This is a genomic window from Cellulosilyticum sp. (assembly GCF_982396655.1).
Genome location: NZ_CEVXFV010000027.1, coordinates 23,765 through 35,840, shown reverse-complemented (window position 1 = coordinate 35,840; position 12,076 = coordinate 23,765). Strand labels below are relative to the sequence as shown.

The 12,076-nt window shown below is 33.6% G+C and carries 12 protein-coding genes; all 12 read right to left on the bottom strand.

Annotated elements, in window-relative coordinates; genetic code table 11:
• Positions 1–4: 4 nt before the first annotated feature.
• The 12 genes from AC1VAQ_RS12365 to thrC all read right to left on the bottom strand — a co-directional run bounded on the left by AC1VAQ_RS12365 (position 5) and on the right by thrC (position 12,046).
• Positions 5–1,771, bottom strand: a complete 1,767-nt coding sequence (locus AC1VAQ_RS12365) for a V-type ATP synthase subunit A (protein ID WP_302596124.1) — start codon at positions 1,769–1,771, stop codon at positions 5–7.
• Positions 1,764–2,405 carry a V-type ATP synthase subunit E gene (locus AC1VAQ_RS12360; protein ID WP_302596015.1) on the bottom strand — a complete coding sequence of 214 codons (642 nt, stop codon included), beginning with the start codon at positions 2,403–2,405 and terminating at the stop codon, positions 1,764–1,766. The genes AC1VAQ_RS12365 and AC1VAQ_RS12360 overlap by 8 nt, the downstream gene beginning before the upstream one ends.
• 12 nt (positions 2,406–2,417) lie before the next feature.
• The gene (locus AC1VAQ_RS12355; RefSeq protein ID WP_302596014.1) at positions 2,418–2,726 is read right to left on the bottom strand and encodes a V-type ATP synthase subunit F; all 309 of its coding nucleotides are present in this window, start codon (positions 2,724–2,726) and stop codon (positions 2,418–2,420) included.
• Between the two features lie 26 nt (positions 2,727–2,752).
• Positions 2,753–3,184, bottom strand: coding sequence for an ATP synthase subunit C (locus AC1VAQ_RS12350; RefSeq protein ID WP_302596013.1), 432 nt, complete (start codon positions 3,182–3,184; stop codon positions 2,753–2,755).
• A gap of 156 nt (positions 3,185–3,340) precedes the next feature.
• Positions 3,341–5,320 carry a V-type ATP synthase subunit I gene (locus tag AC1VAQ_RS12345; RefSeq protein ID WP_302596011.1) on the bottom strand — a complete coding sequence of 660 codons (1,980 nt, stop codon included), beginning with the start codon at positions 5,318–5,320 and terminating at the stop codon, positions 3,341–3,343.
• 19 nt (positions 5,321–5,339) lie between these two features.
• Positions 5,340–6,377, bottom strand: coding sequence for a V-type ATPase subunit (locus AC1VAQ_RS12340; protein WP_302596010.1), 1,038 nt, complete (start codon positions 6,375–6,377; stop codon positions 5,340–5,342).
• Between the two features lies 1 nt (position 6,378).
• Entirely contained in the window at positions 6,379–6,696 is a 318-nt protein-coding gene (locus tag AC1VAQ_RS12335) for a hypothetical protein (protein WP_302596009.1), read from the bottom strand.
• A 356-nt stretch (positions 6,697–7,052) separates the two neighbouring features.
• A complete protein-coding gene (locus tag AC1VAQ_RS12330; RefSeq protein ID WP_302596008.1) occupies positions 7,053–8,543 on the bottom strand; it encodes a methyl-accepting chemotaxis protein in 1,491 nt (496 codons plus the stop codon).
• 164 nt (positions 8,544–8,707) lie between these two features.
• On the bottom strand, positions 8,708–9,232 hold the full coding sequence (locus AC1VAQ_RS12325; protein WP_302596006.1) for a hypothetical protein: 525 nt from the start codon (positions 9,230–9,232) through the stop codon (positions 8,708–8,710).
• A gap of 199 nt (positions 9,233–9,431) precedes the next feature.
• The gene (locus AC1VAQ_RS12320; RefSeq protein ID WP_302596004.1) at positions 9,432–9,938 is read right to left on the bottom strand and encodes an SEC-C metal-binding domain-containing protein; all 507 of its coding nucleotides are present in this window, start codon (positions 9,936–9,938) and stop codon (positions 9,432–9,434) included.
• A 52-nt stretch (positions 9,939–9,990) separates the two neighbouring features.
• Positions 9,991–10,491 carry a flavin reductase family protein gene (locus AC1VAQ_RS12315; RefSeq protein ID WP_330697486.1) on the bottom strand — a complete coding sequence of 167 codons (501 nt, stop codon included), beginning with the start codon at positions 10,489–10,491 and terminating at the stop codon, positions 9,991–9,993.
• Between the two features lie 76 nt (positions 10,492–10,567).
• Positions 10,568–12,046: a threonine synthase gene (gene thrC / locus AC1VAQ_RS12310; protein ID WP_302596000.1), complete on the bottom strand. Its 1,479-nt coding sequence runs from the start codon at positions 12,044–12,046 to the stop codon at positions 10,568–10,570.
• Between the last annotated feature and the right edge of the window lie 30 nt (positions 12,047–12,076).

The following is a 12,076-nucleotide window of genomic DNA, read 5'->3' as shown; positions in this document are numbered from 1 at the left end:
TCCTTTATTGATATTTTTCCATTAATGCTTTATAGTCATTGACAATCTTAGTGCGCAGGTCATCTAACATGCTAATATTATCATTTGGCACATCATATTTCATTTTAATAACCTCTTCAAAAACTGGCTCTTTACGAATACTTGAAATAGGAATGCCCATCTTAACGCACTTAAGTGCATTTTCATATAAATCATCAATGACATGGAGCATCTTATATTGTTTTTCTAATGAAACATAGGTATCATTTTGGTGAAGTGCATTTTGTTGTAAGAATCCCTTTTTAATGGTTCTTGCAATCTCAAGTACAAGACACTGATCATTTGGCAAAACATCTTCACCTACTAATTGTACAATCTCATTAAGTTTTTCTTCTTCTTGTAAAAGTCTTACCATCTTACCACGAAGTTCAATCATATCTGGTGCTACATTTTCCTTATACCACTCACTTAAGAGACCGACATAACTACTATAACTTGTCAAATAGTTAATAGATGGATAGTGTCTTGCATAAGCTAATTTTTTATCTAGGGCAAGAAATGCACTTACGAAACGTTTCGTATTTTCTGTAACAGGCTCTGAGAAATCTCCACCTGCTGGAGAAACAGCACCGATAATCGTAACCGAAGCTTCATCTCCGCCTAATGTATGCACACAACCAGCTCTTTCATAAAACTGTGCAAGTCGTGATGGCAGATAAGCTGGATAGCCTTCTTCTGCTGGCATTTCCTCCAAGCGTCCTGAAATTTCACGAAGGGCTTCTGCCCATCTAGATGTCGAATCTGCCATGATGGCTACATCATATCCCATATCTCTAAAGTATTCAGCCATTGTGATTCCTGTATAAATACTTGCTTCACGGGCTGCAACGGGCATATTAGAAGTATTGGCAATTAAAATTGTTCGTTCCATCAGTGGTCTATTTGTTCTAGGGTCAATAAGTGCAGGGAATTCTTCTAGTACGTTGGTCATCTCGTTCCCACGTTCGCCGCATCCAATGTAAACAATGATATCTGCATCAGACCATTTAGCAAGTTGATGTTGTGTAACTGTTTTACCTGTACCGAATCCTCCTGGAAGACCTACTGTACCACCTTTCGCTATAGGGAAAAATGTATCAATGACACGTTGCCCTGTGATAAGCGGTTTATAAATAGGAATACGTTCTGCAATAGGGCGTGGTTTTCGTACTGGCCATTTTTGAACAAGTGTTAAATCTACTTTTTTACCCTCCGGTGTTTCTATAACTGCGACTGTATCATTAATGCGATATTTGCCATTTGGTTTAACCTCTACAATCGTTCCTTTAAGATTTGGAGGTACCATAATCTTGTGCAATATACTTTGTGTCTCTTGTACTTCGGCATAAGGGAAACCTCCTGGTAAGAAGTCTCCCTTTTTAACTGTAAGTACTACATCCCACTCTTTATCTTCATCTAGAGATAGAAGACCAATACCTTCAGGAATAAAATCTGCTGAAAGTGTTTGAATCTTTTTCAGTGGTCTTTGAATTCCATCAAACATATTACTCAGCATACCAGGCCCCAATGTTAACGAAAGGGGCGCACCTGTAGAAATAATATGTTCGCCAGCTTTTAAGCCTTCTGTTTCTTCATATACCTGAACAGTTGCAACATCGCCATCTAATGAAACAACCTCACCAATAAGTTGTCTTTCACCTACTGTAACCATTTCATTAACTTTAAAGTCAGACATGCCAGTTCCTTTTACAACGGGTCCATTTATAAGTTCTACTATGCCGTAATTATTCAATGCCTTCACCAGCCTCTCCTAAAGCTAATGTTACAAGTTCTACTATGCGTTCTTTAGATTCTTCAATAATACTACGCATACTCAAATCAACTTTCATATTTAAAATAGGATCTGTAATAATTAATCCGCCTATCATGTCATTAGCTGCTGCCTCTAATTGAACTTGCTCTGGCTTTAATCCCAGTTCTACTAAACTACTTTTTACGAGACTCTGATATCTTTCTAAATCCTTTGCTGTCATATAAACAATTAAAGGATTTTTATACGTTTTAAGTTCATCTAATTCTTTAATTGTTTTTACCAAGTAATTTTCATACGTTGGTTTATCCGTAAACTTTCTTGTACGCTCAATAAGGGCTTCCATAAAACGTACAACTACTTTTTCTTTTGTTAACATTGTTTCTTTTTTACTACTCATTTTGCCCTTACTAATAAGTTCTATTTTCTTTGTCTCCGCACGTTTTCTTGCATCATCTATGATATCTGCGGCTTTTTTATCAATCTTATATTTACTCTCAGCAATTTTTCCTTCATATTCTTTTTCAAGTTCTAAACTTTTTTTATCAACTTCTTCTTTTAATTCTTGGTTTAAAAGCTTTGAAAATAAGGTTAATTTCTGTTCAATTGTAACCATCTTTTTTCACCTCTATATTCGGATGCCCACAGACTCCCTGATATAATTAGTAATTATATCAGTCCCTCTTGTTGTACCATGTCTATCCGGAATTTCTATAATTAATGGCTTCTTATTTTTTAATTTGTAGTCCATGACCTCATCTTGCACCATGTCCACGACCTTTTCTGTTAATAAGATAATACCGATCTCCGGGTCCAGCGTAGCTGCCTTAAGCGCCTTTAATACTTCTTCTCTTTCATGAAGTACAACGCCATCTACACCAGCAAGCCTCATACCTACCCAGGTATCATGATTATCACTTAATAAAAATGATTTCATAGCTACCCTCCACTCCTTATTCTTTATTAGATGAAAAGAATAAGAATAGAAATAATCATACCGTAAATAGCAATACCTTCTGCCATACCTACGAAAATAAGTGTTTTACCTAAGATTGTTGAATCTTCTGAAACTGCACCAATAGCTGACGCACCTACTGATCCAACTGCACGCCCTGTACCCATTGTTGCAAGCCCAGTACTAAGTGCTGCTGCTACATATTTTAAACCATCACCAAAAGAAAGCGCTGTGCCAGCTGCATCTGCTGCGGCTTCTGCTGCCATAAGGTCTCCTGTACCAGCTATCGTAAACATAATAATCATTGCACTAAATAAACCAATTGAAGTAAGCATTGTATTTCTTAAGTTTCCTGCTTTTTGAGATTTCATCATCTTAACACCATAAAGAATTGTTCCTACTGCTATAACTGCTGCTAAAAAAATTGTTAATTGCATCATTGTATTTCATCCTCTCTAATTCTTAAAATTATTGAATTTATTATAGATTTCACATTCATAAAATTTAGTTATTCATGATTTTTAGTCATGTGAAATCATTGAGAGAAACCTATTGACCTGCATGTATATTTCAAGGTTTTAGTTGGTTTCTCTATATTATCTTTCTTCTATTTTAAGTGGTGTATAAGGAATACCATCACCACCAAAATATTTGCTGAACATTTCATAGTACTGAAGTCTTAACCCTTGAATAAATACAACCAAACCTTCAAGTGTTAAGATAAGTATGTTTCCTAATATAATAATCAAAATCTTAAGCCATATATAAGGTACTAAACTTGCCATAACGGAAAAGGCTAAGAATAATCCCGCATGGTTTAATGCAAATGCCCCCACACGAATAAATGAAATAGAGTTACTGAGTGTAGAAAGTAATGTCTCAAAACCTTCAAATCCGCTTTCTACAAAGTAAGCACTCGTCTCACCTTTTATAAGTTCTTTTTCACCTTCTACGAGATGTGCTAATGGCTCTTTAAGTACCATAATAGCCATCATTAAAACCATCACTACAACAGGTACAACCACTGATACTGGAATAGCTTTTACAATACATAATGCTGTACAAATAAATCCCATAAAGAATAAATAGCCTGCTACACCATTTTTGCCAAACAATGCGCCCTCTATATCTCTTCTTCTAAGACAGTTAATAATACCAATGACAAATGAAACAGTAAGTACTGCAACACCAAATGCTACACCTGCAACTAAAATAGGCATAATATTGGTCGTATTAAGTGGGCCACCATGAACAAGGGCAATGTCTTTAATCACAGGAATCTCTTCAAGTCCAAATATACTACCATATACAAAGCCAAAAATAACGGAAGTTGCACCTAGTCGTTTTAAAATACCGGCTGGTGTAGGCATCTTCTTAGCAAGAAAAACACCTGCTAAAAAATATACTGCGCCTTGCCCAACATCTCCAAACATAATGCCAAACATTAAACAAAATGTAATTGCTAAAAATGGTGTTGGGTCAATTTCATTGTAGGTTGGAAGTCCGTAAAGTTTAACAATCATTTCAAAAGGTTTAAAGAACCAATTATTCTTAAGTTCTGTAGGTGGCATTACTGAGTCACCTAATTCCTTCGGATCTTTTGAAAGCATGACATATTTGTCTGTAACACTTGCAATGTGTTCCTCTAAAACATCATAATCTCTTGCCTTAATCCAAGCACTCAGTACAAAGACATTATTTCCTCTAAAGATTTGCTCTTTTAAAGCATAAATTTTTAATTCCAACTGTAATCTAGAGTAAATTCTATCTAAAAGAAGATTGGTTTCTTCTTTATTTTCAAATACATCCTTTTCTAACCGTTCAATCTGTTTTTCTAATACACTAATTTTGGAAGCAAGATCTTTCCTCGTACTTTCAACATTTCCAACAAGATTGACTTGAATATCTAATTTACTCCAATTTAAAGATTTTAATATTTTTTGTGTCTCATCCTTAAACTCACTGAGATAGAAAACAATATAGATATCTTCTCTACTATCCTCAATCTCACCAACTTCAAAAATAAGTGCACTAATGTTCTCATAATTTTTTCTTATATGTACCCTATTATCTCGAGATAACATACCTATTTCATACTCGAAATAATTTAATTTATCAAGTGTGCTAAAATCAATATCTTTAGTAATATAACCTAGTCTCTGATCTAGTAATTTTAATTCGCTTACTTTTGACTTCTTTTGCCCTATAGCTTCAAGGTCTGAACCTATTTTTCCCTGAAGTTCTTCAAAATCTTTAATAGCTTGCTGCCTTGTGTAAGCTTTAATGCCATCTTTAGCGACTTTTATTTTAAGCCTTAAATCACTACTCATCTTATCTACTTGATTCATTACTTCACCAAGCTTACTTTGTATTTCAGAGTAATTCTCTTCCTTTCTTGTGGCCGTGCCGCTAGGCATCATGGCTTCATACTCATGCATAATATAACTATTGTCGTACGCGTCGCTATGTTCTAGGTTTAAATGAACATTTTCGCAAAGAACTAGCTCTTGTAGTATTGCATTTTCTTCATCTAGTGCGCCCACTAGATTTAAGAGTTTCATCTTCTCAATAGCCATGTGTAGCTTCCTCCGCTCATTATAGGTTATGAACTAAATATTTACTTAGCTCAATTTCTGGCAAAGTATATCTGATACCTTCCGTTAATGAGGTTAAATCTTTAACCTCTATTTCCAAGGTATAAATATATGCCAAGGTTTGTGCTATGCTTTCATCTCCTCTAAGGAATCGAAGCACAAATTCATAAATACATTTATCAATGTTACGGTCTAAAAATTCATCCTCTGAATCAGTAAACAATTGATAGCCGATAAACTTCTCTGCCATCTGCTTAAATTCTTCTAAACTTTTAGCATAACATAAGGTCTTTAGCTTTTGATACGTTAGCTTGTTACCAAAAGGTAAACTGTAAATTAGTATTTCCTCTGGACTAATTGCATAATATTTAGTGGCACGATAAATCCACTGAATATTTATCAAATCTGCCTTGGTACCTATTATCTTTTTGCCTACTTCTTGATCTTTTGCCTCTAACTTATTAATACCTTCCATTAAACCTTTATAGAATAAAATGTAAAGTTTCATCTCCATATGAAATTCTCGTTTATTCACATCTTCTTGAACCATTGTCTTAAGTGCCTCATAATAAATGGTTCCATTTAAAGCATCAATAAACTGAGCTACATTTTTACTACTTAGAAGCTTTTGATAATTACACTTTTCATATTTCTCAGAGTGTACAAAAGACTTTTCCAGCCCACTTTTATCTTCATTTCTAGCAATGGTACGTAATATAATCTGTAAGTCATTAATTTCATATTCCATGAGAAATACCTTGAAAAATTCTTTATAGCTTCCTGCATAATAATGTAATATAGACTCTATCTGACTTACCATATAGCGTTCTAGCAAGACTTCTAAATCACCACGGCGTAATTCTTCCATCTTATACTTTGTAAAAATATCTATATAACCTTCTCGTTTCTTCAGAAATTCAATCATTTGAGGAACAGTTTTTAATTCAGCTGCTTTTCCCCATTCTTTTTCAGAAAGAAAAGTTCTACGTTTTGCACTTAACTTTGTATTAATTGCATTATAGGATGCAAAAGGATTCATACTATCCCTCCACTCCGAAAAGTTCATTAAAGGTATTTTGTAATAATGTTTCTTCAATCTGCAAATAGCGATTTTCCACTACTAATGCTATCTTCTTACATTTTTGTTCTTCAAGATCATGTTGCTGCGTTCCTGTACTTACAATCTGTTCGTATACTTCATCCGCTCTTTTATAAGCACGCGTTATTACTTCGTCCCTATAGTCACTAATCTCCTTCTCATACTGCTCTCTCTTAAGTTTTAAGCTTTCTTCATTTAGCTTCTTCGTATTGAGCGCTACAGAATCGATTTGGACTATTTGCTTAATAATATCTTCCATAACATTCCCTCTCTTATTCATAGCATTATAAACCTAGTGCTTTAGGTTTACCTCCTCATTCTATCACTTTATTTGAAAAAATAAAATATTATTTTATTTTTCTATATTTTTTATTATTTATTGTTTAGTTATTTATTATAAACAATTAACCGCTTCTTAATTTAATGACCTTTGGTCACTTATGCAATTATCTCGTCCATTTCTATATCATATTAATTTTATCTCCTTACCTTTTTATTAATTTAGATAAATTCAACTCAAATATTTAGTTACTTTTATACGATTTGTCCCTTATTACGCCAAAATAAATAGGAGCTTATCTCACCTTTTGGTTTGATAAACTCCTATTTGTCTATTTATTCTATCTCTTTACTTGTAAGTCTTTCTGCTTGTACTGCAACCTCTTTAATTTCTTCATCTATAACCCTTGACTTCTTCGTCAATTCTAAAATAGCTCGCTCTATTTCTTCTATTTCATTTGCATTATGTTCATTTTTAGATAAAAGAAGCTTAATGCCATTTTCCATTTCATACGCATCTTTAATAAACCCGTTCATTGCTGTTGAAATAGCATTAATTTGATTTACCATATTCTGTTGCACTTCTAAGAAATAATCAAAACTCTTATTCGTTTCTTCTATGTACACAGCACTTCTAACAACCTCATTATAGTTTTCTTGAATAGCTGCTACAACCTCACTCGTATCCTTACGTACACCCTTAATAATTTCTTCTACGCTGCTTCCATAATTAACTGATTCTACCGCAAGCTTTTTCACTTCATCTGCAATAACAGCAAAGCCTCTACCTGCTTCCCCACTTCTAGCTGCTTCGATTGATGCATTAAGTGCTAATAGTTCTGTTTGGTCTGATATTTGTCCAATATGACTCAATGTCTCCGTAACATTTTGAAGCTTTACCTCTAAATGTTGCATACAGGATTTACTATAATCTGTCTTATCTTTAATCTGTTCAATCGCCTCAAAGAATCTACCCAGTTTTCCCTTACTTTCATTTGTTACTTCTACAATCTTAGCATTAATTTCATTGATTTCTCTAGCTTGATACTCTGCCTCTTTGATTTTATCTACCGTATCATGTACAATGTTTTCAGTTTCATGTGCTACTACAATAATATCATTTGAACTTAAAGCAATATTTTCAATCGATTCTCCTACCTCTTGAATAACCTGATTGGTTTCTGTAATATTTTCATTAACAACTGCTATAGCTTGTCCCACAACTTGTGAAGTTTCTATATTTTGATTTAAGTACTCTTGTACTTTGTCTGTTAATGCATAAGATTTTTCTAACATTTCTACTGTTCGCTTAGCAAGCCCTATTAAGATAATTCCCAAAATAGCAATTCCTGATAAATACATTCCTAAATGCAATGGAATCCATTCAATACCCGCTTCAAATACTAATCCGAGTAAACTAGACCCTATTTCACCTACTATAATCGCTGGCACTATTAATAGTGCTGTCCCTATAATAAACTTCACATCATAATACAGCGTTGCTATAGCTATAGGTATTGCCCAATATAATAAGGTGTTTGCAAATGTTAGCGTATATATACACATAATAATTAAAATATATACCCCAACAATTATCCACTTAATATGTTGTTCTCGTCTTACTATCTTAGGCGCAATCATCGGCATAAATGATGCTATAACTGCCAATCCAGTTAATACAAGCATAGGTACCAAATCCAATATAAATATCTTTAGTCCCCATAAAATTAGCATTATTGGCGTAATCAAGAGCATCCTTTTCCCAATCCCCTTCATCAGCTCATTAACTTGTCGCTCATTCTCTAGCATAATCTCATTGTTATTCATATTTCACCCTACTCCCTTACGATGTAATCAATAATATGCCCCTCTCCTTTAAATATATTATTGACTACAAATTTACATATTTTTACATGCATCTTCTATTATATCATACTTATGTTAAGTAGCAACTAGCCTACAATGTAAAAAAGAAGAAGTACACAACGTTTTTATGAGTTGTGCACTTCTTCTTTTTTTACAAAACCTTCAAAGGCAGCCTTAAGTTTTTCTCTATTACTACCATATACAATAAGTTTTGCATAATTATAGCTATCTACTTCTTTTGTAAAAGTAATATCATAAATTGTTTTTTTACTCTTTTCTTTTGCTTTGAGGGATTCAATTTCACCTTCCTCAATGGTATAACCATAGAACAGTGCTTTATTCCCTTCTTCATCAAGTAAAATACTTGTAAAGCTATTAATTAATGTGAAACCAATAACTAAAAGTGTAATAATAATGCTGTTCATATTAAGATTTTTGCCACCAATAAGTGCGGCACCATTAATTGCAACAGTTACAACAATACAAATAATCGTCACTGTTGTAAAGAAATCCTTTTTAATTGTAAAGAATTTTAAATGCGATACATGCTCTTCTTTGAACTTAGTTGCTTTTCCCATATTAATAAGTCTAAGTACAATGACTAATACATAAATTAGGGCAATTAAATAATAAGACCATTTAATGTCCATCTCTACACTTCCCTTCATAAAATAAAGCGACTAGCGTCACATTATCAACTCAAATTTTGAGTTTGGAGTAGCAAAGCTAAAAATTCAACTTTCCTACTCTATAATAAAACAACTGATATTATTGCTTTTAAGTATAGAGCAGTAAAGTTACAAGACCAACTTTCCTACTCTATAAAAAATAACTGCTCATAATGAGCAGTTATTTTCCACAACATTGTTTGTATTTTTTGCCGCTTCCACATGGACATGGCTCATTACGTCCAACTTTTTTCGCTTTAACGATTGTTTTACTTTGGTTGTAAGATTTTTTAACTTCAGCTCTTTCTTCTGCTGTTAATAATGTTTCCCATTGTGGTAAACCGTAAAGCCATTCAGCTTTAGCATCTAACATGTTCCAGTATAATTTTTTAAGGTCAAATTCAAGTCTTACAACTGATTCACCTGTGAAGTTTGTTAAATCATATTCACCATTTACGAGGCTTGTGTTGATTCCATCAACAAATCCTAAGAATTCTACTTCGTTCATGTTGAAACGTTTACCAAGTTCAGCAATTGTACCTTCTACTACTTCATCTGTGTGTGAAAGTAAGTAGCTGTATACATCTCTTTCTCTACCTAAGTAGTTTTCTACTACTTTTTTGTATTCTTCTACTGATCTGTCTTTAGCTTCTTCGCCATAGTTGTTCCAAAGTTCAAATAATGTCATTTGTATTCTCCTTTTCTTACTCTAAAGTACGTGCGTCACGCCAGTAGATATACTACTTTGTGTAAGTGCCGACAATTTCTCCATAATATAGTGTATGATAATCACCATCACTATACCAGGCTGTATCTATATCTGGCAAAAGTACTTCTTTCGTTAGTTTTTGTTTTCCTACAATTTTGCATTCAAAATGTAGATCACATTCACCTATCAGTGGTGCATTTACCTTATTAGCTCTAAGTTTAGTAAGACCTGCCACCTGGAATTTATCTACATCTCTTCCTGACTTACTGCCACAAATACCTAACTCTTTTTGGAGATTTGTTGAAAGTGGCACACTTACTGTAAAACAGTCTGCTTTTTCAATAAGTTCATAAGTATATCTGGTGTGTCTTACCATCACCATAAAAATAGGTTTCTTCCACATGAAGCCTATACTTCCCCATCCAATCGTCATCGTATTATCTCTTTGACCATCAGATACGCTCAGAAAGACCCCTTTAGGAAATGCTTCTAATACTTCTTTAGCATAACCATTATACATTACTTCTTTCACTTTGACCACTCCCTATTTTTACATCTTAACCATAAATCTTAATCTTCTTATGTATAATATTAGAAAAATAATACTATTATACTAAAAAGTTTCTTACCATTTGTGGCATTTCGCTAACTTCACAAACGGTTTTGTGTTTAACAGGGCGCTCTGCAATACCATCCATTGCCTTTGGCATATAGCCATTCTCAATTTTTTTCATTTCTTCAAGTAACGTAAAATCATCAATGCCTTCATATTTTTCTGAAACAGCAGTCATAACACTACTTGTAAATTTATATGGACTAGCTGTAGAAACAATTACTGTAGGTGTTTCATCTTTTGTATCTGCTACGTATTTATCATATACAGCATATGCTACAGCTGTATGTGTATCCATGAGGTATCCTTCTTCTTCATACACTTTTTTAATTGTTGCTTTTGTCATCGCATCATCTGCATAACCGCCATAGAAATCTTTCATATTGGCACGCATTTCTTCAGTTACCGTATAAACACCGTCTTCTTTAAGTGTTTTCATTAATTCACATACTTTAGCAGTATTTTCCCCACTTACATGATAAAGTAAACGTTCAAGGTTACTAGAAATTAAAATATCCATAGATGGTGAACTTGTTAAATGGAACTGACGATTGCGGTCATATGTGCCTGTTTCTAAGAAATCAAAAAGTACTTTATTTGTATTTGATGCACAAACCAACTTTTTAATAGGAAGTCCCATATTTTTAGCATAGTACGCAGCTAAGATATTTCCAAAGTTTCCTGTAGGTACAACCACATTCATTTCTTTACCAAGTTCAAGTTTACCGGCTTTCACCATTTTTGCATAGGCTGCAAAGTAATATGCTACCTGTGGTACAAGTCTACCAATATTAATAGAGTTGGCTGAAGAGAATTTATAATTTTTATCTGCAAGTTCTTTCTTAAATGCTGCATTGCCAAAGATTTCTTTTACGCCTGTCTGACAATCATCAAAGTTACCTTTTACCCCTACTACGAAAGTATTATCCCCTTCTGTTGTAACCATTTGTTGTTTTTGGACATCACTTACACCGTCTTCTGGGAAGAATACAATAATTTTTGTACCTTCTACACCGCTAAATCCTTCAAGAGCAGCTTTACCTGTATCACCTGATGTTGCTGTTAAAATAACAATATCATCTGTTTCATTATTATATTTCTTACTTACTAGCATAAAGTATGGCAAAATTGAAAGCGCCATATCTTTGAAGGCAATTGTAGGGCCATGGAAAAGTTCTAAGAAATTTGCTTGTCTTGTAGAAGCAAGTGGTGTAATTTCGTCGTTGTCGAATTTTGTATCATATGCATGGGTTGTGCAATATCTGAGGTCTTCTTCTTTCATATCTTCAAAGAATAAACGAATCACACGATATGCAAGTTCTTGATAATTCCAATCAAGCATTTCTTCTAATTTGAAATCTATCTTAGGTAAGGCTGTTGGTACAAATAAACCACCATCTTCTGAGATTCCTTGTAAAATAGCCTTTGTAGCTGTAATTTCTTCAAGTTTTTTGCGTGTACTAGTATAAAACATGTAAATCTCCCTTCTAATCTTTCACTCATT

What these genes read in the sequence shown, in the direction of transcription:
- AC1VAQ_RS12360 (WP_302596015.1), bottom strand. Translation starts at nt 2,405, where the DNA reads ATGGTTACAATTGAACAGAAATTAACCTTATTTTCAAAGCTTTTAAAC.
- AC1VAQ_RS12355 (WP_302596014.1), bottom strand. Translation starts at nt 2,726, where the DNA reads ATGAAATCATTTTTATTAAGTGATAATCATGATACCTGGGTAGGTATG.
- AC1VAQ_RS12350 (WP_302596013.1), bottom strand. Translation starts at nt 3,184, where the DNA reads ATGATGCAATTAACAATTTTTTTAGCAGCAGTTATAGCAGTAGGAACA.
- AC1VAQ_RS12345 (WP_302596011.1), bottom strand. Translation starts at nt 5,320, where the DNA reads ATGGCTATTGAGAAGATGAAACTCTTAAATCTAGTGGGCGCACTAGAT.
- AC1VAQ_RS12340 (WP_302596010.1), bottom strand. Translation starts at nt 6,377, where the DNA reads ATGAATCCTTTTGCATCCTATAATGCAATTAATACAAAGTTAAGTGCA.
- AC1VAQ_RS12335 (WP_302596009.1), bottom strand. Translation starts at nt 6,696, where the DNA reads ATGGAAGATATTATTAAGCAAATAGTCCAAATCGATTCTGTAGCGCTC.
- AC1VAQ_RS12330 (WP_302596008.1), bottom strand. Translation starts at nt 8,543, where the DNA reads ATGAATAACAATGAGATTATGCTAGAGAATGAGCGACAAGTTAATGAG.
- AC1VAQ_RS12325 (WP_302596006.1), bottom strand. Translation starts at nt 9,232, where the DNA reads ATGGACATTAAATGGTCTTATTATTTAATTGCCCTAATTTATGTATTA.
- AC1VAQ_RS12320 (WP_302596004.1), bottom strand. Translation starts at nt 9,938, where the DNA reads ATGACATTATTTGAACTTTGGAACAACTATGGCGAAGAAGCTAAAGAC.
- thrC (WP_302596000.1), bottom strand. Translation starts at nt 12,046, where the DNA reads ATGTTTTATACTAGTACACGCAAAAAACTTGAAGAAATTACAGCTACA.